The following is a 22,390-nucleotide window of genomic DNA, read 5'->3' as shown; positions in this document are numbered from 1 at the left end:
GCGGCTCATCCCTGAGTATGTCCGCCATGACATTCACCGAGGCCACACCCGAAGCCACACCGCAGCGCACCGAGCCCTCCACCCTCGCCGGCGAGCGCGAGATGCTGGAGGGCTGGCTCGACTATCACCGCGAGACCCTGGCCCTGAAATGTTCCGGCCTGAACGAGAAACAGCTCAAGGAGGCGTCCGTTCCGCCCTCCGAGCTGACCCTGCTCGGTCTGATACGGCATATGGCCGAGGTCGAGAGCAACTGGTTCCGCAACCGGCTGGCCGACGAGCGGAGCGCGGCGCTCTACTGCACCGACGCCGACCCGGACGGCGACTTCCACCCGAGCGAGGCCGACACCTGGGAGGAGGCGTCCGCCACCTGGCACGCCGAGATCGCCCACGCGCGCGAACTGGCCGCGCGGCACACCCTCGACGAGCTCGGCACCGGACAGCCCAGCCGCCATACCGGTGATCCGTACACCCTTCGCTGGATCTACACCCACCTGATCGAGGAGTACGCCCGGCACAACGGCCATGCCGATCTCCTTCGCGAGCGGATCGACGGCGCGACGGGCGACTGACCCGACGGCGCGGACGGCGCGCGGCCCGGCGTCACCCGTCCGGGCCAATCCGCGCTCTTCCGCTCCCCAACAGCGCCCCCAACCAGCAGAGTTGCCCAAGTGCACCGAACCAACCGAACGAGAAGCACGGCGATGATCCTGATGGGGGTGGCGGTCACCGCCGTCTCCGGATGTATGGCCGTGGAGCCGCACGCCTCGCCCGGTCCCTCGCCTCGCCCGGGAACGAGCAGCGGTATCCAGCCCCCGGGGGCGCCCGAGCCGCTGATCATCGAGGCCCCGGCCAAGGAGGCGTTGGAGGCGGTCGTCCCCCCGTCGGCCCCGAGATCGGCGCCACGCTCCTCCGCCGAAAGCCGCCCGCCGGCCCGGGACCGGCCCACCCCGGACCGGACGAACGGCTCCACGCGGCCCCCGGCCACGTCCCGGCCCGAGCGACGGCACGAGGACCGCCCCGAGGAACAGCGGCATTCGACGCCGTCGCCCGCACCGGCCATCGCCGATGTCTGCGCGCTCGGGGAGCGTTACGGCCAGTGGCCGAAGGACAGTCCCCAGGCCCGCATCTGCCGTGACACCTACGGCGATTGACGCCCCCCATCCCCCGCTCCCTCTATCACCGCTCCCCCTGTCACCGCTCTCTCTGTCACCGCTCGCGCAGCAGCCGCTCCAGCCGGTCGATCCCGGCCCCGACCCCGTTCACATCCCCCTCGTCCCCCAGGGCGTCCGCCGCCTCACGCGCCCGGTCCAGATGGAGCCGCGCCGCCTCCGGCCGCTGGAGCTTCACATAGTCGGCGGCGAGATTGAGATGAAGCGACGGATAGAAGGCCCGCACCACCGAAGAGGTGCCGGGTACGCCCACCCGGGCCTCCGCCAACGGGTCATCGACCGCCCCGTCGCCGGCCGCCCCGTCGCCGGCCGGTCGGTCATCGCCCGCCGACTCCTCCCTCAGCCCGTCCGCCGCCGTCAGCGCCCGCAGATCCCAGGCCAGTTCATCACCCGGGTCGTCCTGCGTATCGGCCATATAGTGCGCCAGCGCGCAGCGGTGAAACGCGTCCCCCGCCTCCCCCAGCTCCGCCCAGAGCAGACCGAACCGGTTGCGCGCCTCCTCGCGGTCGCCGCCATGGAGAAGCATGACCGCCTGCCCGATCCTGGTCATGACGGCGTCCTCCGACGCCTCCTGCCGCTCCCTCACTACCGCCGCCTCCGTATGCCGTCCATGCCGTCGCCGACCGGACTCCAGGTACCGTCCAAGGGCCGTCCAGTAAATCCGACGAACACAACGCTATCCGGCATGACGGACAATGGCCTCCAGGCTCGGGCGGATGACCCGAGCCTGTCGGCCGGTCCGGCGGCTCAGCCGCGGTCGGCGAGGTTCGGAATGCGCCAGTCGATGGGAGCGTGCCCCTGCGCGGCGACCGCCTCATTGATCTGGGTGAACGGCCGCGACCCGAAGAACTTCTTCGCGGAGAGCGGCGAGGGGTGCGCGCCCTTCACCACCACATGCCGCTCCGTGTCGATCAGCGGCAGCTTCTTCTGCGCGTAGGCGCCCCACAGGACGAAGACCGCCGGGTCGGGCCGCTCGGCCACGGCGCGGATCACCGCGTCCGTCACCTTCTCCCAGCCCTTGCCCTTGTGGGAGTTGGCCTCGCCCGCGCGGACCGTCAGCACCGCGTTGAGCAGCAGCACCCCCTGCTCGGCCCACGGCATCAGATAGCCGTTGTCCGGCACCGGATGGCCCAGCTCCTCCTTCATCTCCTTGTAGATGTTCCGCAGGGAGGGAGGGGTCCTGACACCGGGCCGCACGGAGAAGCAGAGCCCGTGCCCCTGCCCCTCGCCGTGGTAAGGGTCCTGGCCCAGGATGAGGACCTTCACCTTGTCGTATGGAGTGGCGTCGAGCGCGGCGAAGACCTCTTCACGCGGCGGATAGACCGGCCCCTTGGCCCGCTCCTCCTCGACGAACTCGGTCAGCTCCTTGAAGTAGGGCTTCTGCAGCTCATCGCCGAGGACGCCGCGCCAGGACTCGGGCAGCATGTCGGTGTCGGTCACGTCAACAACCTCCGGTAAGCGATCACTTGTGCAGGACTGAACCTACCGGGGACCACTGACAACGGTCTCTTGGAGCTGGTGACAGCGGCATCGGCGGCTACCAGCCGGCCTTCCGGTGCAGCTCCCACATCTGCATGACGGTCTGCGGATCGAGCGCCCGCTCGCCGCCGCCGATGTCGTCGGTCGACGCCACGTACAGCCTGCCCTGCCACAACGGAAGGAGCCGTACGTCATCGACGAAGATCTCCTGGGCGCGCTCGAACTGCTCGTTCACCGCGGCGCGGTCGCTCATCCGCCGGGACTGGGGCAGCAGCTCCCGGGTGATCTCCGGACTCTCGTACGGGGTGCCCAGCGCGTTGTTCGTGCCGACGAAGGGCGCGATGAAGTTGTCCGGGTCCGGGAAGTCGGGGAACCAGCCGCGGCCGAACACGGGGAACTCCCCCTTCTGGTAGCCCGCCTGGAACTGCTTCCACGGCTTGCTCCGGAGGCTGATCCTGAACAGCCCCGACGCTTCGAGCTGGCGCTTCAGCTCGGTGAACTCCGCGGCCGTCCCGGACCCGTAGCGGTCCGTGGTGTACCAGAGCGTGAGGGGCACGGGCTTCCTGATGCCCGCGCCGTCGAGGATCGCCCTCGCCTCGTTCACATCGGGCTCGCCGTACTGGTCGAAGAAGCCGGTGGTGTGCGCGAAAATGCCCCTGGGGACCATCGAGTACAGCGGCTCGGCCGTGCCCGGGTAGACCTTGGCAACAAGCGCGTCGCGGTCCACGATCTGGGCCACCGCCCTGCGCACCGCGAGCTTGCCGGCCGCCGGATCGGCGGGGTTGAACACCAGATAGCGGATATCGGCGCCGACGGCCTCGACCAGTTGGAGATCCTTGTTCCGCGCCCCCTTGCGTTCGAGTTCGACGACCTGCTCCGAGGTGAGGCCCCGGTAGATGGCGTCGATGTCCTTCTTCTGCAAGGCGCGGAAGACCGTGTCGGAATCCTTGAAGTACTGGATGGTGACGGCGTCGTTCCGGTGCTTCGCGAATCCGCGGTAGTCCTTGTTCCGGGTCAGCTCCGCCCTGTCCCCGCTGGTGTACGAGGCGAGTACGTACGGCCCCGAGCCGGTGATCCCGCCGTCCTGGCGGGGCCTGTCCGGCGGGTACTCGGCCGGGGGGACCAGGGACATGGCGGGCGTGGCGAGGATGAAGGGGAAGGTCGCGTCCGGCTTCCGCAGCCGGAAGACGACGGTGTCGTCCCCGCTCGTCTCCACCGTATGGAGGGATTCCAGCAGACCAGCGGGGCCGCCGGGCGCGTTGATCCCGCGGATCCGGTCGAAGGAGTGCTTGACGGCCGCCGCGTCGAGCGGATGGCCGTTGGAGAACTTCAGTCCGTCACGCAGCTCGCACCGGAACACCCGGTTGGCGGTGTCGGTGAACCGGCACTCCCGCGCGGCATCGGGTCGCGGGGACGAACTGCCGGTCGGAAAGCTCATCAGGGTCTGGAAGACATTGCGGAACATCTCCCAGGAGTTGTCCCAGGACACGGCCGGATCGAGGGTGCTCGGCTCACTCGTCGTGCCGACGGTTATCCTCTGTTCGGCTTTCGCGTCGTCGTCCGAGAACAGGCCGCATCCCGCGAGCAGGGACATGGCCGCCAGGGTTGTGGCGGCCCGCCGAGTTGTCCGGTTGAACACGTTCACGTCGCGCACGTTCACGCTCCTTGTTCAGCCATGGATCGGCAGACCATATCGCGGCGCCCACCGGATCAATACGCTGATCCGGTGGGGCTATTGGGGAGGTTGGGGCCGGGAATCGTCACCCCACCCCGGCGTTGAGGAAGATGCCTCCGTCGACGACCAGCGTCTGTCCGGTGATCCAGTCGGACTGGTCCGAGGTGAGGAACGCGGCGGCGCCGCCGATGTCCTCGGGCACCCCGAGCCGTCCCATCGGGTAGGCGGCCGCGGCCTCCGCCTCCCTGCCCTCGTACAGCGCCCGCGCGAAATGGGTCTTGACCACGGCGGGCGCGATGGCGTTGACCCGTACCGCCGGCGCGAACTCGTGCGCCAGCTGAAGGGTCAGATTGACCATCGCCGCCTTGCTCATGCCGTACGCGCCGATGAAGGGGGACGCCGAGACCCCGGCGACCGACGCGATGTTCACGATCGCGCCGCCGTTCTCCTTCTGCCAGGCCCGCCAGGTCCGCTGGGCGAAGCCGAGCGCCGAGATGACATTGGTCTCGTACACCTTGCGCGCCACGTTCAGGTCCAGCTCGGCCATCGGGCCGAAGACGGGGTTCGTCCCCGCGTTGTTGACCAGGAAGTCGACCCTGCCGAACGCCTCCATGACACGTTCGACGGCCGCCGCCTGGTGCTGCTCGTCGTGCGCCTTGCCCGGCACACCGATCGCCCGGTCGGAACCGAGCCTCTCCACGGCCTCCTTGAGCGCGTCCTCGCCCCGGCCGGTGATGCACACCCGGTCGCCGCGCGCGACGAACGCCTCGGCCACTCCGTATCCGATGCCCCGGCTCGCGCCCGTGATCAGGGCGACCTTCCCGCTGTCCGGTGCCTGTCGCTCCGGCTCAGGCTGCCGCGTCTGCTCCGGCTGCCGCCTCTGCTCCGCCATGTCCGCTGCCCCCGGCCTCAGTTGAGCGGTCCGCCGGCGACGTACATGACCTGACCGGAGACATAGCCGGCCTCCTCGCCCGCGAAGAACGCGATGGCGTTCGCGATGTCCTCCGGCCTGCCGACGCGCCGCACCGGGATCTCGCTCGCCGCCGCGGCCTGGAACTCCTCGAAGTCCATGCCGACACGGGCGGCGGTCTGCGCGGTCATCTCGGTGACGACGAAGCCGGGCGCCACCGCGTTGGCCGTGACACCGAACTTGCCGAGTTCCTTGGCGAGCGTCTTGGTGAAGCCCTGGAGACCGGCCTTGACCGCCGCGTAGTTGGCCTGGCCTCGGTTGCCGAGCGCGGAGCTGGAGGAGAGGCTGACGATTCGGCCGAACCCGGCGTCCACCATGTACTTCTGACAGGCCTTGGCCATCAGGAACGCGCCCTTGAGATGCACGTTCACCACGGTGTCCCAGTCGGACTCGGTCATCTTGAAGAGCAGGTTGTCCCGCAGCACACCCGCGTTGTTCACGAGGATCGTCGGCGCCCCCAGCTCGGCGGCGACCCGCGCGACGGCGGCCTCCACCTGCGCGCTGTCGGAGACATCACAGCCGACGGCGAGTGCCGTACCGCCGGCGGAGGTGATCTTCTCGACGGTGTCCGCGCACGCCGCCTCGTCGAGGTCGAGTACGGCGACGGCGCGGCCCTCGGCCGCCAGCCGTACCGCGGTGGCGGCGCCAATGCCACGCGCCGCCCCGGTCACGACGGCTACGCGCTGCTCGGTGGTGGACATCCCTGTTCTCCTCGCCCTAGGCTCCTGCGACTCCTGATCGCCAAGACCACTGAGCAACCGCTTAGTAGGCCCAGCAGACAGACGCTAGAAGCCACGGCACGCGGTGTCAACGGCCGACGGTGCCGATGGCGGGATCCGGAGCCGCCGTTCGTCAGCGCACCAGCAGATCGAGCAGCCGCTCGGCCTCCGCCCCCGGGTCGTCCGTCAGTCCGGTGTGTACGGGACCGGGCTGTACGACGGTCGAGCGCGGCGCGATCAGCCACCGGAACCGCCGCCCCGCGTCGTCCTGCGCGGCCTGGCCGGCCGCGTCGCCGCCGCGGCAGACGCTCTCGACGGCGCGCAGCGCCGCCCGCACCCCCACGACATCCGCGTCCGGATCGAGGATCCTCAGCTTGGCCTCGTCCAGATGGGTCCTGGCCGAAACGTAGGACCGGGCGCGGCAGTAGACCAGTACCCCGGCGTTGAAACACTCGCCGCGCTCGACCCTCGGCACGACCCGCAGCAGCGCGTACTCGTAGACATCCTTGGTGGTCACCGGCCGCCGTCCTCGGTGCTCTGTCCGTCAGCCGTCCGCCCGCCGGTCCGCGCTCCGGGCGTCAGCCGGTCGGCCAGCCAACCGGGCGCCCGCGACGGGCCGTTCGTGGTGGGCGCGTCGAGGGTGATGCGCTCATGGATGGTGCCGGCCCGCGCGAGCAGCGGCTCCACATACGCCTGGCGCAGCGCGTCGGTGGAGTCGAAGCCCGGCTCGTCGACCAGCCACTCGTCCGGTACGTCGGCGGTGACCTCCGTCAGCAGCTCCTCGGTGACCAGCGGCGCCAGCTCGGCCGCGGCCGACGCGATGTCGGGGCCGAAGGCGGCGAGCACATGGTCGGAGGCGTTGTACGGCTTGGCGGCGGAAGCCCGCGCACCGGGCCAGTTGTGGTGCCAGATCATCGTCGCGCCATGGTCGATGAGCCACGCGTCACCATGCCAGACGAGCATGTTGGGGTTGCGCCAGGAGCGGTCGACATTGTTGACGACCGCGTCGAACCAGACGATCCGCCCCGCCTCCGCCGGCCCCACCTGGTAGGCCAGCGGATCGAAGCCGATCGATCCCGGCAGATAGTCCATCCCGAGGTTCAGCCCACCGCTCGCCTTCAGCAACTCCTGTACCTCCTGGTCGGGCTCGGAGAGTCCGATCACGGGGTCGAGTTGTATACGGACCAGTTCGGGGATCCTCAGCCCCAGCCTGCGGGCCAGCTGCCCGCAGATCACCTCCGCGACCAGGGTCTTGCGGCCCTGTCCCGCGCCGGTGAATTTCATGACGTACGTACCGAGATCGTCGGCCTCGACGATCCCCGGAAGCGAGCCGCCCTCACGCAAGGGCGTGACATAGCGGGTCGCGGTGACTTCGGTGAGCATTTCCCCAGGCTATACGGCTCAGGCACCTTGTGATCCACGGATTTCCACACAAAGTCCGCAGGCCGGGAGATCACCACGATCACGTCTGGGGAGAATCTGGGGAGTTTCAGCCGGACGGCCCGCTCCCTCCACGCGCCGAGCAAGCCGTCGATGGCTGCTCGGCCCTTGTTCCCGGCCTCCGGCATGACGGGTCGGCGCGGCGGAATAATGCCGACCTTAGCTGTTGTCGTACAGAATCGAGCGGGAACACAGGTGACCTGTTGAGTCTGTCACTTCTGGAACGAACACTGCCCGGACTCCTTGAGCACCAGGCACCCGTTCGCCGGCACATTGACTGGGCGCGGATCGAGCGTGCTCTCGGCACCGGACTGCCCAGCGATTTCGTCGAACTCTCCGAGGTCTACACACCGCTGATCATCGACGACTTCCTCGCCCTGCACATGCCTGTGCCGGGCAAGGAGGATGAGTTCATCGAGGTGACGAAGGGAATCATCGACAACCTCGCGAGTCTCCGGGACTCGGACATGTCCCATGGACACGTTCCCTTTCCGGAAAAGGGCGGACTCATTCCCTGGGGTGATTCCGACGAGGGAGACATGTTCTACTGGCGCACCATCGGGGACAGCCCTGATGAGTGGACCGTCGTGGTGAGCGGATCGTGGGACGACTGGCCGCAGTTCTCGGTGTCCCTGACCGGGTATCTCGCCGGGCTCATCTCCGGCACCGTACCCGCGGAGGGGCTGCCGCAGGGCTGGCCTGGCCCTGATCCGAACATTACGACCGATTGATCAGTAGGTTCCGAATGTGCGGAGCGAGCCCGAGCCGCACACTCTCACCCGTCGCCCGACACGGGCCGCAAGCCAGGGTGCGCGTTCGGCGTCAACTTGCCTGAGTTGGAGACGACAAGCAATGTGGCAGCTCCGCGGTGGTATCTCCGCGCGGCGATGGTTCGCTGCGCGGTGTCGCGCCGTGGCCCCGACGTTCATGAGGCTCGGCGGGTCAGGGCCTCGCGAATCCCGGCGGTCGCCGACCGCCGACCCGCCTTGACCTTCGAGCCGAGTCGAAGGTTTACCGTGGCGGGCATGAGCGCGATGCGGATATCCCAGCTCGCCGCACGCTGCGGCGTCCCGGCCACCACCCTGCGCTACTACGAGAGCGCCGGTCTGCTGCCCGCCGACCGGACGCCGGCTGGTTACCGCGCGTACGGCGAGGACTCCGTGGAGCGACTGGCGTTCATCGGCGCCGCCAAACACCTCGGCCTGCCCCTGGACGAGATCCGTGAGCTGCTCGCCGTTTGGGAAAGCGGCGCCTGCCGCGAGGTGAAGGCCGAACTGCGGCCCCGCGTCGCCGCGCGCCTGGACGAGGCGGAACGGCGCGTCGCGGAGCTGACCGCGTTCACCGCGTCCCTGAACTCCGCGCTTGAGCACCTGGACGCACTGCCCGACCGGGCAGAACCCTGTGATCCGCAGTGCGGCTTCCTCACCCGGCCGCGAAGGCCCACATCGGCCCCGGTCGATGTCACGCTCTCCCCCGGCCCCGCGGCCGCCGAGGGGGAAGAGGAACGGTGGCGAGGTGCGCCGGTCGCCTGCTCCCTGACCGGCGACGGTATGGCCGAGCGCGTCGAACGGTGGCACCACGCCCTCGACGGCGCCGCCCGCGTGGGGATAGCGGGCGGGCTGCGACTGACCCTGCCCGCCGACCGGTGCGGGACCATCGCCGAACTCGCCGCCGCCGAGCAGCGCTGCTGCCCCTTCTTCGACTTCCGCCTCCACCTCGACGGCCGGCGCCTCCATCTCGAAGTGCGCGCCCCCGCCGAAGGCACCGGCCTGCTCGCCGACCTGTTCGGCACGGCCGCCGGCTGATCCCGACGCCCCCGTACCACCTCCCCACCAGAGAGATCCCTGACGTGCTTGTCACCCGCTCCATCGCCCTGTTCGTTGTCGCCGCCCTGTTCGAGATCGGAGGCGCCTGGCTGGTCTGGCAGGGGATCCGCGAGCACAAGGGCTGGATCTGGATCGGCGCCGGTGTGATCGCTCTGGGGCTGTACGGCGTGGTGGCCACATTCCAGAACGACGACAACTTCGGACGCATCCTGGCCGCGTACGGCGGCATCTTCGTCGCCGGATCCATCGCCTGGGGCGTGGTCGCCGACGGCTACCGCCCCGACCGCTTCGACATCATCGGCGCCCTGGTCTGCCTCGCCGGGATGGCCGTGATCATGTACGCCCCCCGAGGCCACTGACCCGGGGGAAGGCCGAGACGCCGGGCAGGGCGAGGGGTCCCGCGCCTCGGCTCCCCTCGGAGCCGCCCCGTCAAGTCCGGGACCGATCCAAGTCCGAGACCGATCAGTGCGGTTGCGCCGTCGGCCGCGAGGCCCCTGACGCGGGCCGGCCACATGCCACCCGCCGGAGAGGTCGCTTCCAACCCTCCGTGGAGCGATGCTGAGGGCAGCAGGCCGACAGCCGCGAGCCGAGGGCCAGGAGGGGACACGATGGGAAACAGTCTCGACGACGCGCGGACACGGAGGATCTGGGACCGCGATGCTCCCAACTACGATGAGCGGATGCGCCGTTGCGACCGGTACATGGTCCGTGACGGGCGAAGCTGGGTCTGCTCCCAAGCCCGTGGCCGCGTCCTCGAAGTCGCCATCGGCACCGGCCTGAACCTCCCCTTCTACCCCCAGAACACCGACCTGACAGGTATCGACCTGTCCCCCGCCATGCTGGAGCGAGCCCGCCGCCGAGCGGCATCCCTGCGGATGGACGTCACACTCACCGAGGCGTCGGCCACCGAACTGCCCTTCCCCGGCTCCGCCTTCGACACCGTGGTCTGTACCCTCGCGCTGTGCAGCATCCCTGATGACACGGCGGCCGTCGCGGAGATGCACCGAGTCCTCAAACCGGGCGGAACCCTGCTGTTGATCGACCACATCATCAGCGACCACTTCGCCGTACGCGTGGGACAGCGCATCATCGACCCGCTCATGGTCAAGATCGCCGGGGATCACCAGCTGCGCCGCCCGCTGCACCTGGTCCACGACGCGGGATTCACGATCACCCAGCGCGACCGGTCGTGCCTCGGCATGGTCGAGCGCCTCTCGGCCATCAAGCGGGAGCACTCCGCGCTCCGATGACGCGCGGGCATTACCGACCGCCGATTACCGGACCTCCACTCCACCGGGTGTACAACATCAAGACGTACGCACCGGGATCGTCGGCCTCGACGATCCCCGGAAGCGGAAGCGAGCCGCCCCCACGCAGGGGCGTGACATGGCAAGTCGCTCTCTCTGAGTCCGCCTGGCGTCGCTTCCGCATGCCCCCGTGAAAGAGATCTGGAGACCCATGGATACCACCGGCTTTCCCCTGCAATTCGCCCGTACCCGCCGCTTCTCGCTGGGTGTCCCCCGGCAGTTCACCGTGTCACCGGACGGCGAGCGCGTGCTCTTCGTACGGTCCCTGTCCGGTGTCGATCCGCGCAGCCCGCTGTGGCTGTACGAGCGGGGCGAGGAGCGGATCCTCGCCGATCCCTCGGCCCCCGCCGCCGACGACGCGCACGTCTCCGACGCGGAACGGACACGACGCGAACGGGCACGCGAGACCGCCGTGGGGGTGGTGGGGTACGCCACCGACCGCGAGGCGCGCGTCGTGGCGTACGCACTGGGCGGCGCACTCTGGCTCGTACGGACGGACGGCGGTGCGCCGTGGCAGGTCCGCACCGAGGGCCCGGTCGTCGATCCGCGCCCCTCGCCCGACGGCACCCACGTCGCCTATGTCAGCGACGGCGCGCTGCGCGTCGTAGGCACCGACGGTACGGGCGACCGGCCGCTCGCCGAGCCCGAAGCCCCCGATGTGGCCTACGGATCGGCCGATCACACCGCCACCGAGTCCATCGGCAGGACGCGCGGCTACTGGTGGTCGCCGGACGGGGACGCCCTGCTGGTGGCCCGGGTCGACACCTCGATGGTGCGGCGCTGGTACCTCGGCGATCCGGCCGATCCGGCGCGGGCGCCGCGCTCGGTGCCGTATCCGGCGGCGGGCACCGCCAACGCGCGGACCTCGCTGTGTGTTGTCACACTCGACGGCCGGCACACCCCTGTGCGGCTGCCGGAGCGCGCCCCCGAGGACGAGGCTCCGGCGGGTGTCTGGCGGGACCCGGCCTTCGAGTATGTCGTCAGCGCCGGTTGGGAGAGCGGCGGCCCGGTGGTCGGCCTCCAGACCCGGGACCAGCGCACCCTGTGGGTCCTGCGTGTCGACCCGGCGAGTGGCGAGGCCCAGCGGCTGTTCGGGCAGACCGACGAGCACTGGGTGGAGTGGCTGCCGGGCGCTCCCCTGCACACCGCGTCGGGGACCGCGGTCCTGCCCTGCCCGCGTGGCGATGCCCGCTCGCTGCGGATCGGTGACGCCCTCGCGCCGGAGGGACTTCAGGTCGACGCGGTGCTCGGCGCGGTGGGCGAGCGGGTCCTGTTCACCGCGAGCGAGGAGCCGACGGAGACCCATGTGTGGTCGTACGCCCCGGACACCGGGTTCGTGAGGCTGACGGACGAGCCGGGGGTGCACACCGCGTCGGCGGGCGGCGACACCGTCGTCCTCGACAGCAGGACCCCGGACGGGCACACGGTCACGGTCGTGCGCGGGGCCGCCCCGTCGGGCCGGATCGCGGTCCTCGCCGAACAGCCCCTGGTCACCCCCGCGCCGGTCCATCTCTCGCTCGGGAAACGGGAGTTGCGCAGCCGCCTGCATCTGCCGTCGTGGTACACACCGGACGCGGGGAAGCTGCCCGTACTGCTCAGCCCGTACGCGGGCCCCGGCATGCGGGTCGTGACGAAGGGCGGCGGCTGGTACACCGCCGTGTGCCAGTGGTTCGCGGAGCACGGCTTCGCCGTACTGGCCACGGACGGGCGCGGCACCCCCGGACGCGGTATGGAGTGGCAGCGGGCCATCCTCGGGGACCGGCTGACGCCCGTACTGACGGACCAGGTCGACGCACTGCACGCGGCGGCCGACCGGTACGACGCGCTGGACCTGGGGCGGGTGGGGATCCGGGGCTGGTCGTTCAGCGGCTATCTGGCGGCGGCCGCCGTACTGCACCGTCCCGATGTGTTCCACGCGGCGGTCGCGGGAGCCGCGGTGACCGACCGGCGGCTGTACGACACGTACTGGGAGGAGCGCTACCTCGGTCATCCGGACATCCGGCCGGAGAACTACGACCGTTGTTCGCTGATCCCGTACGCGGACAGGCTGACCCGGCCGCTGATGCTCGTCCACGGGCTCGCCGACGACAATGTGTTCCCCGCCCATACCTTGCGGCTCTCCGCCGCGCTGCTCGCCGCGGGCCGGCCGCACACCGTACTGCCGCTGCCGGGGGCGGGCCATCTCGTCACCCGTGCGGGGCAGGCGGACGCGCTTTTGCGCCACGAGCTCGGCTTCCTCAGAAAGTCTCTCGGTAGCTGAACAGCGCGGCGGGTATAGCCGTACCTATGGCTGAACGGCCGACCGGCCGGCGCAGCAGGGCCCATCAGGGAACGGAGCTCGGAATGACGGGAACGCAGGGGACCGCACGGGTCGTCGCACGCCGGACCGTGGTCGCGGCGGCGGGCGCGACGGGGCTGGCGGCGGCGCTGGTCGCGTGCGGCGGTTCGGACACCGCGGCGGAGTCCACCGGCTCGGACACTCCGGCGGACTCCGCGGACTCCGCGGCCTCGGATGCCTCGAACCCCGCGGCGCCCGACGACGGCACGGGCGGCGGCGGGGGGCTGACCGCCGTCCTCGCGAAGACCAGCGAGATCCCGGAGGGCGGCGGGAAGGTCTTCGCCGACCAGGGCGTGGTGGTCACCCAGCCCACGGCGGGCGAGTTCAAGGCGTTCTCCTCCAAGTGCACGCACCAGGGCTGCGCCGTGAAGGACATCTCCGACGGATCCATCCACTGCCCCTGCCACGGCAGTCGGTTCAGCGTGGCGGACGGCAGTGTGAAGGCCGGACCCGCGACGCAGCCGCTGCCCGCGACGCCGATCACGGTCGCCGGGGACTCGATCACACTGGCGTGACCCGTCGCGTCATGAGTCGGCACCCATGACCGGCGGCCGGCGGGCTTCACTTTTCGTCGGCAGAAGGTGAAGCCCCCGGCCGCCCCACTCCGCTCGGTTCCGCCCGCGCTGTCGTCCTCGGTCAGCCGCCGACCAGCCGGTTCGCGGCCCCGGCCGCTTCCCCCAGCGCCTCGACGGCCGCCCGGATCGACGGACGCCGATCCGCGTCCGCCCGCCATGCGGCGTAGATGTGCCGGCGCATCCGCTGCCGTACGGGCACGACCGCCACGCCTTCCGGCACGGCGCCGCGTCCCAGCCTCGGCGCGACACAGACCCCGAGCCCCTCCGCGATCAGCGCGAGCTGCGTGTGGTGCTCCCCCGCCAGATGCGCGATCCGCGGTTCGAACCCCTTCGAGCGCAGCGTGAACATCAGCCAGTCGTAGCAGAATTCTCCCTCCGGCCAGGAGACCCACGGGTCGTCGGCGAACTCCTCCAGATCCACTTCCGACCGGCCCGCGAGCGGATGGTCCGCGGGCATGGCCACATCGGGGACATCGTCGAGCAGATGCGCCGTCGCCAGCCCGCCGGGCACCGGCAGCCGCTTGTTGCTCCAGTCGAGCACCACGGCGAGATCGAGATCACCCCTGACGACCCCGCGGATCCCGGCCTCGGGCTCCAGCTCGCGCGACAGGACCCGTAGCTCCGGATGGCCTTCGCGCAGCGCGCGGATCGCCATCGGGAAGAGCCCGCGGGCGGCCGTGGGGAAGGCGGAGATCCGCACTTCCCCGACCACCCGGCCGCGCTGCGCCTCGATGTCGGACTGCGCGACCTCGACCTGGGAAAGGATCCGCGCGGCGTGGTCGGCGAGCAGCCGTCCCGCGTCGGTGAGCCGTACGCCGCGCCCGTTCCTGGCCAGCAGCCGCTGGCCCACCTCCCGCTCCAGCTTGGCCAACTGCTGGGAGACGGCGGAGGTGGTGACATGCAGCCCCTCGGCGGCGCCGCTCACCGAGCCGTGGCGGGCCAGGGCATCCAGCGTGCGCAGGCGCTCCAGATTCAACATGTAAGCAATACTAATCAGAATGGTGGACATAATCTCGCTTGTTCTACGAGGTGGTCCACGTCAGGCTGTCCGTATGAGCACCGCCACCCCGCCCCGTCCCGGGCCGGACTCCGCCTCCCCGTCCCCCGCCGTCGCGGCGGCGGCCCCTGCCGTCACAGCCGCGCCCGACGCCGTCGATCCGGCGCGAGCGGGCGCCGGCCGTACCCGCCCGGCCGTGGACTGGCGCATCCGGTTCGCGGCGCTCGCGCTCATCTGGGGCTTCAGCTTTCTGCTCATCAAGGTGGGCACCCATGGCTTCGCCCCCTTCCAGGTCACGTTCGGCCGGCTCTTCTTCGGTACGGCGGTGCTGGCCGTGGCGATGGCGGTGAAGCGGGACCGTCTGCCGCGCGGACTCCGCACCTGGGGGCATCTCGCCGTCGCGGCCTTCTTCCTCAACGCGCTGCCGTTCTCGCTGTTCGCCTACGCCGAGCTGACGATCCCCTCGACACTCGCGGGCATCTGCAACGCCACCTCGCCGCTCTGGGGCATGGCCCTGTCGCTGGTCGCGCTCTCCGAGGACCGGCCCACCCGGCGCCGGGTCGCGGGGCTCGGCCTCGGCTTCCTCGGTGTGCTGACCGTGCTGGGCGCCTGGCAGGGCTTCTCCGGTCTGGATGTCACGGGTACGGCGATGGCGCTGCTCGCCTCGCTCAGCTATCCGATCGGCTGGATATACGTACGCCGCACCCTGGCGGGCAACAGCGGCTCCCATCTCTCCCTGACCGGCGCGCAGCTCTTCCTCGCCACACTGCAACTCGCCGTCGTGACACCGCTGTTCACCACCCTGCCGGAGGCGTTCCCGGCGGGACCGCTGCTCGCCGTGTTCGTGCTCGGCGCGCTGGGCACCGGTCTGGCGATCCTGCTCCAGTACGGAGTGGTCGCCGAAGTCGGCCCGACAACGGGCCAGATGGTCACGTACTTCATCCCGGTCATCGCCACGGCGGCCGGTGTCACACTGCTCGGCGAACAGCTGAGCTGGAACACTCCCGTCGGCGCCCTGATCGTGCTGGCCGGGGCCGCGCTCACCCAGACCAAGGCCAGAAAGCGGCCGACGCCTCAGCCGTAGCGGTGCGCCCCGGCCATGGACCGGCACCCCATAGGCCGACGCCTCAGCCGTAGCTGCGCGCCGGCGCCGGGCCGGCCGCCGAGGCCACCGCGTCGGCGATCGGCCCGATGTCGTCTCCCGTCAGCTCCGACACTGTCAGCCGTACGCCCGGCGGCGTGGCCACACGGAAGCGCGCCCCCGGCGCGACCGCCCAGCCCGCGTGCAGCAGCCGTGCCACCGCCCCGGTCTCGTCAGCCACCGGCACCCAGACGTTCATTCCGCTCCGGCCGTGCGCCTCGACGCCCCGCTCCGCCAGGGCCCGTACGAGCGCGTCGCGCCGCTCGCCGTAGGACCGCGCCACGGCCGGCACATCCACGGCCCCCGAGGTCCACAGCTCCACGACGGCGCGCTGGAGAAGCCGGCTGACCCAGCCGGGACCCAGTCGCTGGCGCCCCGTCACCCGGTCCACGGTCAGGGCGTCCCCGGTGAGTACCGCGATCCGCAGATCCGGTCCGTACGCCTTCGCGGTGGAGCGTACGAACGCCCAACTGCCGGTGGTGCCGGCGAGCGGATGGAGCGGCAGATCGACCATTCCGTGACCGTGGTCGTCCTCGATGAGCAACACCTCGGGATGGCCGGCGAGCAGGGCGCGCAGTTCCTCGGCGCGGGCCGCCTCCACCGAGGCGCCCGTCGGGTTCTGCGCGCGGTCGGTAATGATGACCGCGCGCACACCGGCCCGCAGCGCGCGGGCCAGTCCGGCGGGAAGCGGTCCCTCGTCGTCGACGCCCATCGGTTCCGGCCGCAGCCCGAGCGCGGGCACCAGGTCCAGCAGGCCGCCCCAGCCCGGATCCTCCACGGCGACCGCGTCACCCGGTCGCAGATGGGCCGCCAGTACGCGTTCGATCGCGTCCAGCGACCCGGAGGTCACGGCGACCGGTCCCGCGGGCACTCCGTCGGCGTCGAACCCCGCGCGCGCGAGCCGCGCGAACTCCGGGTCGACGGGCGCCTGTCCATACAGCCCGGGGTGTTCCGCGTTGTGCAGCGCGGCGGCGGCGAGGGCGTCGTGCAGCGGCGGCAGCAGCGCCGGATCGGGGTTGCCCTCCGACACATCGCGTACGCCGGGGGGCGCCTCGACCCGGATCGAGCCACGCACGGTACTGGCGGGGCGGGCGCGCACCCTGCTCCCCCGGCGTCCCGCGGTCTCGATCACCCCGCGGTCCCGCAGGCTCCGGTAGGCGGCGGCGACCGTATTCGGATTGACCCCGAGCGCCGTCGCCAACTCCCGCATCGGAGGGAGGAGTTGGCCCGGGGCCAGCTCCCCGGAACCCACCGCTCGCTCCACGCTGGCGGAAATCTCCGCCGCGCGCCGCCCCACAATCCGATACTCTCCTAGCACAAAGAAGATTATGCACTAGTGCAATGGAGAGCGCAATGCCGGAGAACACCGCCGCGTATCGGCCCACCCCACGCACGGTCCCCACCCGCGCCCGGGAGCGGGCGGCATACGACCGCGAGTTGGTGCACGGGATACTCGACGAGGCGTATGTCTGCCACCTCGGTTTTGTCCGCGACGGCGCCCCGGTCGTCCTGCCGACGCTCTACGGCCGGGTGGGCGAGCGGCTGTATGTCCATGGCTCGACCGGTTCGCGACCGCTGCGCATGACGAGCGCGGGCGGTACGGAGAGCACGGACGGCGAGACCGACCCCGGCCTCGCCGTCTGTCTGACCGTGACGCATGTCGACGCTCTGGTGCTGGCGCGCTCCGCCTTCCACCACTCGATCAACTACCGCTCCGTCGTGGTCCATGGCGTCGCCCGCCCGGTGAGCGACCCCGAGGAACGGCGCACGGCGCTAGACGTGATCGTCAACCATGTCGTACCGGGCCGCTCGTACGACTCACGCCCGGCCAACGCCCGTGAACTGGCCGCGACCGCGGTGATCCGCCTCGATCTCGACGAGGTCTCCGCCAAGGTCCGTACGGGCGGTCCCAACGACGATCCCGAGGACATCACACTGCCGCACTGGGCCGGGGTCGTCCCGCTCGCGCGCGGCTACGACGCCCCCGTCCCGTCCGACGATCTCGACCCGGACATCACGCTGCCGGACTATCTCTCCGTGCTCTGAGCAGGCACGACGACGACACGACAGATGACAACACGGACGACACCGCGCTGAACACGGGCGGCGGCGGCCGGTCGGTCGCGCGTCAGCCGACCGCCGCCGCCCGGCGCCGTAGCGCGGCGAGGCGTGCCTCGGCCACCGCGAGACCGGTCACCGCCGCGAGCAGCAGGACCGTACCCAGCAGGGTCGCCGCGGTCAGCCGCTCACCGAGCAGCACGACCGCGATCACCGCCGCGCTCACCGGCTCAAGCAGCATGATCACCGAGACGGTCGCGGCCCGCACCACAGCGGCCCCCGCGAAGTAGAGGGCATAGGCGAGCGCGGTCGGCACGGCCGCGACATACACCAGCAGCCAGACCACCCGGGCCGGTTCGGCGGTGTGCGGCAGCAGTCCCTCGCCCCAGGCGATGGGCAGCAGCAGGACCGCGCCGATGGCGAACGCCCAGGCGGTGGTGGCCATCGAGTCGCCCCCGCCGCCCGCGCGCCCCAGCCACCGGGTGAGCAGGGTGATTCCCGCGTAGCCGGCGGCGGACAGGATCGCGAGCGCGACACCGGCCGGGCGTACGGAGCCGCCCTCGCCGCCGAGCACCAGCACCCCGAGCCCGGCGAGCGCGCCCGTCACCGCGAGCAGACCGCCGCCGCCCAGCCGCTCGCCCATGGTGAGGCGGGCGCCGAGCGCGATGAGGACAGGCCCGGCGCCGAGGGTGACGACCGTACCGACCGCCAGACCGGTCGCTTCGACGGCGGCGAAGTAGGCGCTCTGGAAGACGGTGAGACCTATGCCGGTACCAAGAATCCGGATCAGCCGCCGCCGGCGCGGTTCCGCGGGCGCGGGCTCGCGGCGGCGCCGGAGGGCGAGCGCGCCGAGCAGCAGGACGAGACCGCCCAGGCAGCGCCAGAAGGAGAGCGCGAGGGGGCCGAGGTCGCTGACGCGGTAGAGCAGCGAGGCGGCGGCCCCCGCGGTCCCCCAGGCGACCCCGGCGACGATCAGAAAGAACAGACTCCGTCCGACGGGCAGGCCGGTGCCGGGCAGGCCGGAAGGAGTGGCGGAAACAGAAGAGGACACGTGACGTCTCCGTGTGAAGAAGCGGGATGGTGTGGTCGCTCGGCTCCGTCACGCGGGCAGCGACGAACCGCTCGGGGCAGGGGCCTGTACGGCCGAGGTCCTGTCCGAGCCCGGTCTTCGTCAGCGGATGGCCGCCCGCGTTATGACGCGGGAGGCGGAAGAACGGTCAAGTGCATGATCGGCACCCTACGTCGTGGTGTGTCCGGCGGACAACCGCGCCGGGTCGCCCGCCCCCGTACCGCCGGCCATCGGCCCGGAGGGCGCCTTCGGGGTCGACGACTGGGCGATGAACGCGCCGATCAGCACCACGGCCCCGCCGATGATCTGCGGCGCGGAGAGGTGTTCCCGCAGCAGCACCCAGGCCAGTACGGTCGCGATGACCGCCTCCAGGCAGGCGACCACGCCCGCCACCTGCGGCGAGAGCCTGCGTACGGAGACCACTCCGGTCATATAGGCGAGCACGGTGGCGATCAGCACGATCCAGCCGAGCAGCAGGGCGGCGGCCACACTCGATCCGCCCATGTCCGCGCTCCCGCCGAGCAGCGACCAGTCCATCCCCCAGGGCCGGGCGACCACCGTCAGTACGACGGCCCCGACGAGCAGTCCGTACGCGATCACGCCCAGCGGATCGGCGGCGTCCTCGCCGTCGGCCCCCTGGTCGGAGAGGACGAAGTAGCCGACCTGGCAGCAGGCGGCGGCAAGCGCGAGGAGCACCCCCACCGGGTCGAAGCCCAGCCCCGCCCAGACCTCCACCACACAGGCGAGCCCGCCCACCGCGAGCACGACCCCGACCGCGGCGGCGCGCGTCACGGGCCGCCGCTGGACGAACCGGACCCAGAGGAGGACGAGCGCGGGGGCCAGATACTCGATGAGCAGCGCGACGCCGACGGGGATACGGGAGATCGCGGCGAAGTAGAAGGTCTGTACGCCCGCCACGGCGAGCAGGCCGAACCCGGCGAGCAGCGCGGGCCGTCGCCGGATCAGCGCCCGATGGCGCCAGGCCACCGGAAGCATGACCAGGGCGGCGCCGGTGATCCGTAGCCAGGCCACATGGAGCGGGTCGAGCCCCGCTTCTATCAGTGGCTTGGCCGCCACACCCGAACCGCCGAACGCGAACGCCGACGCCAGGGCAAGGCCCAGGCCGACGCTCCTCCCCTGAGACATCCGCATGGCGTCATCATGACAGGGGCCGTCAGGAGCGTCATCCTCATGACACCTGTCGAGACAGCCGAGGCCCGGCCTGATCGTGACGCATCAGACCGAACGTGAGGTACTGGACAGCCTTCCGGCCAGCGACCGCGCGTCCACCCCGGCCCGTTCGAGCACATCGACCGCGCGGCACTCCCGGTCGGCGGCGAGCGCGGCGAGCAGATCGAGCCCGCCGGCCAGTGGCTCACCGCGCCGCTCGGCCCGTTCCAGCGCGCTCGCCATGGCGGTGACGGCCGGGGGCGACCAGCCCGTCACCTCACGCTCCCGCACCACGGGCACGGCCCCGGAGTCCTCCACGGTCCCCTGCCAGCGCAGTCCGTAGCCGATGCTCCGCTGGACGAGATAGCCGAGCACCCGGGCCAGCTGCGGGCCGTCGAACGCGGCCCGTACCTCGGGGTCCGTCTCCAGCAGTGAGTGCAGCAGATGGGCCGTATCGATCTGGTGGTCACCGTCGCGATGCGCCCTTCTGCGCGCGCCCGAGACGACGGATGCCAGCTCCGGGGTCAGCCGGGCCTCGACATCGGCGCGCACGGGCGCGCTATCGGGTCGGTTCGGTGCGGACTGTTCCGGCACCCGCGGAGAGGGGCTTTGCACACTCTCACCCCATCAGTCCCGGGCTCGTGGAACATCCCCGGCGGGGAGCATTCTCGCGTCCCACCGGAGTTGGGCACATTCGGGCCGGTCCTCCTCCTTACGAATGAGATCACCCCCCTTCTCTCCCCTGGGAGGCGCGCCGCCTTGCCCCCAGCGCGGCGAGCAGGGGCACGAAGAGGCCCCGCGGCGCCTCGAATACAGGCATGGCCTACAGGCATGCCCTCCAGGCGTGGCCGCGGGGCCTCCCCTACGAAACTACGGTCCGAAGCGCGCTCAGTCCTCATCGGCGAGGATCAGATAGAGCTTCTTGCGCGATTCGGTGATGACCGCCAGCGCCTTCTGGCGCTGCTCGGGCGTACCGGTCTTCCAGACCTGCCCGAACGCTTCCATCAGCCCGAAGCCGGCCTGACGGATCTCGTTCATCGTTTCCCAGTCGATGCCGCGGCCGGCCTCTTCCCAGGGGGCCTCGGGCCCCGATTCGGCCTCCGCGCGCCCGGTCTCGGTGAGCGTGAACAGCTTCTTGCCGCCCTCGCTCCGGCTCGCGATCAGGCCCTCGTCCTCCAGCAGCTGAAGCGTCGGGTACACCGAGCCGGGGCTGGGACGCCAGGCCCCGCCGCTGCGCTCGCCGATCTCCTGGATCATCTCGTATCCGTGCATGGGCCGGTCCTTCAGCAGGGCCAGGATCGACGCGCGCACATCGCCGCGCCGCGCCCTTCCCCTGCCGCCGCCACGCCCGCGGCCGCCGCCACCGAAGGGACCGCCGAAGCCGGGTCCGAACGGGCCGAAGGCCCCGCGCCGTCCCTCGAAGTCGCCCCTGCCCGGGTGGCCGGGTCCACAGGCGCCGGGACCCGGACCGTGTCCGCGCCCGCGCTCGTGTCCATGGTCATGTCCATGTGAACGCATTGCTCTCACACTCCTCACATCGTTGATCTTTCACGACATCGTTGATCTGTCGCGATGCGTCAACGATATATCGGAACACGTCGCTCGGCAAGCGATCCCTGCGCTCGGTGGCGCCGCCGGGCGCGGGACAGAACCGATCAGGAATCGAGAAGCGTGGATTCCGGGCCGCGGCTAGCGTGATCGCCGTGGACATCACCAGCCACGCGAGCTTCCTCTCCGGGCTGTCGTTTCCCAGACATCTCGTCCGCCTCCACGGCGGACCATCCCCACCGATCCATGACTTCAGGAACGAACTTCAGGAGTGACCATGACCAGCTCTGCCACGCAGGGAATCAAGACCGTGCTGCATCCCGTCTCCGACCTGGCGGCGGCCAAGGCCGTGTACACCGCGCTGCTCGGCGTGGCGCCGGTGGCCGACGGGTCCTACTACGTCGGTTTCGAGGCCTCGGGCCAGCACATCGGGCTGGTGCCGGGCGGTGGACCGCAGGGCATGACCTCACCGGTGGCCTACTGGCACGTGCCGGACATCGAGGCGAAGCTCGCCGAGGTGACCGCCGCGGGTGCCACGGTGAAGGAGCCCGCGCACGATGTCGGCGGCGGCCGCCTCGTGGCCACCTTCACCGACCCCGACGGCAACGTGCTCGGGCTGCTTCAGGACCGGTGAGTGCCGCACCCGCTCCCCGGTTCGGCATCGTCGCCGCCGGGGGTGGGGCGCACGCGCGACGTGTCTATCATCGAGGGCGAAATCGAGGCCCTGAGATCGACGCGTCGCCGCGGCAGTGGACGGACCGGCTGCCGCGCACCGGCTCAGGCCCGCCCGCGCCGGACAGCGGACACCCCGCAGCGCCGGCCCCGCGTCTCCCCACGCCGCGTCCCGGCCTGGAACGAGGCCGGCGGAGACCGCGAAGGCGGCTCCGCGTCACACGTGCAACAGAAGCG

At 71.0% G+C, this 22,390-nt stretch carries 24 protein-coding genes; 11 read left to right on the top strand and 13 right to left on the bottom strand.

The window, feature by feature from the left end:
- The first annotated feature begins 26 nt into the window (after positions 1-26).
- Both M1203_RS06680 and M1203_RS06675 read left to right on the top strand, forming a co-directional pair.
- Complete coding sequence (locus M1203_RS06680; protein WP_249948586.1) at positions 27-569, top strand: DinB family protein; 543 nt, start codon at positions 27-29, stop codon at positions 567-569.
- A gap of 132 nt (positions 570-701) precedes the next feature.
- Positions 702-1,151 (top strand): hypothetical protein, encoded by a 450-nt coding sequence (locus M1203_RS06675; protein WP_249948585.1) that lies wholly within the window; start codon positions 702-704, stop codon positions 1,149-1,151.
- 55 nt (positions 1,152-1,206) lie between these two features.
- Here M1203_RS06675 and M1203_RS06670 read toward each other — a convergent pair whose 3' ends face one another.
- From M1203_RS06670 to M1203_RS06640, 7 genes are all read right to left on the bottom strand, one after another.
- A complete protein-coding gene (locus tag M1203_RS06670) occupies positions 1,207-1,719 on the bottom strand; it encodes a hypothetical protein (RefSeq protein ID WP_283958304.1) in 513 nt (170 codons plus the stop codon).
- Positions 1,720-1,916: 197 nt separating this feature from the next.
- Positions 1,917-2,609 carry a uracil-DNA glycosylase gene (locus M1203_RS06665; protein ID WP_249948583.1) on the bottom strand — a complete coding sequence of 231 codons (693 nt, stop codon included), beginning with the start codon at positions 2,607-2,609 and terminating at the stop codon, positions 1,917-1,919.
- 97 nt (positions 2,610-2,706) lie between these two features.
- Positions 2,707-4,287 carry an ABC transporter substrate-binding protein gene (locus M1203_RS06660; protein WP_249949060.1) on the bottom strand — a complete coding sequence of 527 codons (1,581 nt, stop codon included), beginning with the start codon at positions 4,285-4,287 and terminating at the stop codon, positions 2,707-2,709.
- A 121-nt stretch (positions 4,288-4,408) separates the two neighbouring features.
- Entirely contained in the window at positions 4,409-5,215 is an 807-nt protein-coding gene (locus tag M1203_RS06655; protein WP_249948582.1) for an SDR family oxidoreductase, read from the bottom strand.
- Between the two features lie 17 nt (positions 5,216-5,232).
- Complete coding sequence (gene fabG, locus M1203_RS06650; RefSeq protein ID WP_249948581.1) at positions 5,233-5,994, bottom strand: 3-oxoacyl-ACP reductase FabG; 762 nt, start codon at positions 5,992-5,994, stop codon at positions 5,233-5,235.
- A gap of 151 nt (positions 5,995-6,145) precedes the next feature.
- Positions 6,146-6,529, bottom strand: coding sequence for a DUF3037 domain-containing protein (locus M1203_RS06645; protein ID WP_249948580.1), 384 nt, complete (start codon positions 6,527-6,529; stop codon positions 6,146-6,148).
- Positions 6,526-7,395, bottom strand: a complete 870-nt coding sequence (locus M1203_RS06640; RefSeq protein WP_249948579.1) for a HipA family kinase — start codon at positions 7,393-7,395, stop codon at positions 6,526-6,528. The genes M1203_RS06645 and M1203_RS06640 overlap by 4 nt, the downstream gene beginning before the upstream one ends.
- 260 nt (positions 7,396-7,655) lie before the next feature.
- Between M1203_RS06640 and M1203_RS06635 the strand changes: the two genes are divergently transcribed.
- The 6 genes from M1203_RS06635 (at position 7,656) to M1203_RS06610 (ending at position 13,438) form a co-directional block, all read left to right on the top strand.
- On the top strand, positions 7,656-8,183 hold the full coding sequence (locus M1203_RS06635) for an SMI1/KNR4 family protein (protein ID WP_249948578.1): 528 nt from the start codon (positions 7,656-7,658) through the stop codon (positions 8,181-8,183).
- Between the two features lie 294 nt (positions 8,184-8,477).
- On the top strand, positions 8,478-9,257 hold the full coding sequence (locus M1203_RS06630; protein ID WP_249948577.1) for a MerR family transcriptional regulator: 780 nt from the start codon (positions 8,478-8,480) through the stop codon (positions 9,255-9,257).
- 44 nt (positions 9,258-9,301) lie between these two features.
- On the top strand, positions 9,302-9,637 hold the full coding sequence (locus M1203_RS06625) for a YnfA family protein (protein WP_249948576.1): 336 nt from the start codon (positions 9,302-9,304) through the stop codon (positions 9,635-9,637).
- A 249-nt stretch (positions 9,638-9,886) separates the two neighbouring features.
- Entirely contained in the window at positions 9,887-10,528 is a 642-nt protein-coding gene (locus M1203_RS06620; RefSeq protein WP_249948575.1) for a class I SAM-dependent methyltransferase, read from the top strand.
- A gap of 208 nt (positions 10,529-10,736) precedes the next feature.
- A complete protein-coding gene (locus M1203_RS06615; protein ID WP_249948574.1) occupies positions 10,737-12,845 on the top strand; it encodes a prolyl oligopeptidase family serine peptidase in 2,109 nt (702 codons plus the stop codon).
- Positions 12,846-12,928: 83 nt separating this feature from the next.
- Positions 12,929-13,438, top strand: a complete 510-nt coding sequence (locus M1203_RS06610) for a Rieske (2Fe-2S) protein (RefSeq protein ID WP_249948573.1) — start codon at positions 12,929-12,931, stop codon at positions 13,436-13,438.
- Between the two features lie 121 nt (positions 13,439-13,559).
- Here M1203_RS06610 and M1203_RS06605 read toward each other — a convergent pair whose 3' ends face one another.
- A complete protein-coding gene (locus tag M1203_RS06605) occupies positions 13,560-14,477 on the bottom strand; it encodes a LysR family transcriptional regulator (RefSeq protein WP_249948572.1) in 918 nt (305 codons plus the stop codon).
- A 73-nt stretch (positions 14,478-14,550) separates the two neighbouring features.
- On the opposite strand from M1203_RS06605, the gene M1203_RS06600 reads away from it, so the two are divergent.
- Positions 14,551-15,579 (top strand): DMT family transporter, encoded by a 1,029-nt coding sequence (locus M1203_RS06600; RefSeq protein ID WP_249948571.1) that lies wholly within the window; start codon positions 14,551-14,553, stop codon positions 15,577-15,579.
- Positions 15,580-15,622: 43 nt separating this feature from the next.
- Here M1203_RS06600 and M1203_RS06595 read toward each other — a convergent pair whose 3' ends face one another.
- The gene (locus tag M1203_RS06595; protein WP_249948570.1) at positions 15,623-16,954 is read right to left on the bottom strand and encodes an aminotransferase class I/II-fold pyridoxal phosphate-dependent enzyme; all 1,332 of its coding nucleotides are present in this window, start codon (positions 16,952-16,954) and stop codon (positions 15,623-15,625) included.
- Between the two features lie 35 nt (positions 16,955-16,989).
- On the opposite strand from M1203_RS06595, the gene M1203_RS06590 reads away from it, so the two are divergent.
- Positions 16,990-17,682, top strand: a complete 693-nt coding sequence (locus M1203_RS06590; RefSeq protein ID WP_249948569.1) for a pyridoxamine 5'-phosphate oxidase family protein — start codon at positions 16,990-16,992, stop codon at positions 17,680-17,682.
- Between the two features lie 82 nt (positions 17,683-17,764).
- Here M1203_RS06590 and M1203_RS06585 read toward each other — a convergent pair whose 3' ends face one another.
- From M1203_RS06585 to M1203_RS06570, 4 genes are all read right to left on the bottom strand, one after another.
- On the bottom strand, positions 17,765-18,745 hold the full coding sequence (locus M1203_RS06585; protein WP_249948568.1) for a DMT family transporter: 981 nt from the start codon (positions 18,743-18,745) through the stop codon (positions 17,765-17,767).
- A 186-nt stretch (positions 18,746-18,931) separates the two neighbouring features.
- Complete coding sequence (locus M1203_RS06580; RefSeq protein WP_249948567.1) at positions 18,932-19,915, bottom strand: DMT family transporter; 984 nt, start codon at positions 19,913-19,915, stop codon at positions 18,932-18,934.
- 84 nt (positions 19,916-19,999) lie between these two features.
- A complete protein-coding gene (locus tag M1203_RS06575; protein ID WP_249948566.1) occupies positions 20,000-20,548 on the bottom strand; it encodes a Clp protease N-terminal domain-containing protein in 549 nt (182 codons plus the stop codon).
- Between the two features lie 273 nt (positions 20,549-20,821).
- Positions 20,822-21,451, bottom strand: coding sequence for a PadR family transcriptional regulator (locus M1203_RS06570; protein WP_249948565.1), 630 nt, complete (start codon positions 21,449-21,451; stop codon positions 20,822-20,824).
- A 307-nt stretch (positions 21,452-21,758) separates the two neighbouring features.
- On the opposite strand from M1203_RS06570, the gene M1203_RS06565 reads away from it, so the two are divergent.
- A complete protein-coding gene (locus M1203_RS06565; RefSeq protein WP_249948564.1) occupies positions 21,759-22,115 on the top strand; it encodes a VOC family protein in 357 nt (118 codons plus the stop codon).
- Positions 22,116-22,390: the final 275 nt, after the last annotated feature.

The sequence above is a fragment of the Streptomyces sp. 35G-GA-8 genome, from assembly GCF_023534745.1.
Taxonomy (GTDB): Bacteria; Actinomycetota; Actinomycetes; order Streptomycetales; family Streptomycetaceae; genus Streptomyces.
The sequence above is the reverse complement of the archived record's forward strand: the minus strand, read 5'-3'. Positions and strand labels throughout refer to the sequence as shown.

What these genes read in the sequence shown, in the direction of transcription:
- M1203_RS06680 (WP_249948586.1), top strand. Translation starts at nt 27, where the DNA reads ATGACATTCACCGAGGCCACACCCGAAGCCACACCGCAGCGCACCGAG.
- M1203_RS06675 (WP_249948585.1), top strand. Translation starts at nt 702, where the DNA reads ATGATCCTGATGGGGGTGGCGGTCACCGCCGTCTCCGGATGTATGGCC.
- M1203_RS06670 (WP_283958304.1), bottom strand. Translation starts at nt 1,719, where the DNA reads ATGACCAGGATCGGGCAGGCGGTCATGCTTCTCCATGGCGGCGACCGC.
- M1203_RS06655 (WP_249948582.1), bottom strand. Translation starts at nt 5,215, where the DNA reads ATGGCGGAGCAGAGGCGGCAGCCGGAGCAGACGCGGCAGCCTGAGCCG.
- fabG (WP_249948581.1), bottom strand. Translation starts at nt 5,994, where the DNA reads ATGTCCACCACCGAGCAGCGCGTAGCCGTCGTGACCGGGGCGGCGCGT.
- M1203_RS06640 (WP_249948579.1), bottom strand. Translation starts at nt 7,395, where the DNA reads ATGCTCACCGAAGTCACCGCGACCCGCTATGTCACGCCCTTGCGTGAG.
- M1203_RS06630 (WP_249948577.1), top strand. Translation starts at nt 8,478, where the DNA reads ATGAGCGCGATGCGGATATCCCAGCTCGCCGCACGCTGCGGCGTCCCG.
- M1203_RS06620 (WP_249948575.1), top strand. Translation starts at nt 9,887, where the DNA reads ATGGGAAACAGTCTCGACGACGCGCGGACACGGAGGATCTGGGACCGC.
- M1203_RS06615 (WP_249948574.1), top strand. Translation starts at nt 10,737, where the DNA reads ATGGATACCACCGGCTTTCCCCTGCAATTCGCCCGTACCCGCCGCTTC.
- M1203_RS06610 (WP_249948573.1), top strand. Translation starts at nt 12,929, where the DNA reads ATGACGGGAACGCAGGGGACCGCACGGGTCGTCGCACGCCGGACCGTG.
- M1203_RS06605 (WP_249948572.1), bottom strand. Translation starts at nt 14,477, where the DNA reads ATGTTGAATCTGGAGCGCCTGCGCACGCTGGATGCCCTGGCCCGCCAC.
- M1203_RS06600 (WP_249948571.1), top strand. Translation starts at nt 14,551, where the DNA reads ATGAGCACCGCCACCCCGCCCCGTCCCGGGCCGGACTCCGCCTCCCCG.
- M1203_RS06590 (WP_249948569.1), top strand. Translation starts at nt 16,990, where the DNA reads ATGCCGGAGAACACCGCCGCGTATCGGCCCACCCCACGCACGGTCCCC.
- M1203_RS06580 (WP_249948567.1), bottom strand. Translation starts at nt 19,915, where the DNA reads ATGCGGATGTCTCAGGGGAGGAGCGTCGGCCTGGGCCTTGCCCTGGCG.
- M1203_RS06570 (WP_249948565.1), bottom strand. Translation starts at nt 21,451, where the DNA reads ATGCGTTCACATGGACATGACCATGGACACGAGCGCGGGCGCGGACAC.
- M1203_RS06565 (WP_249948564.1), top strand. Translation starts at nt 21,759, where the DNA reads ATGACCAGCTCTGCCACGCAGGGAATCAAGACCGTGCTGCATCCCGTC.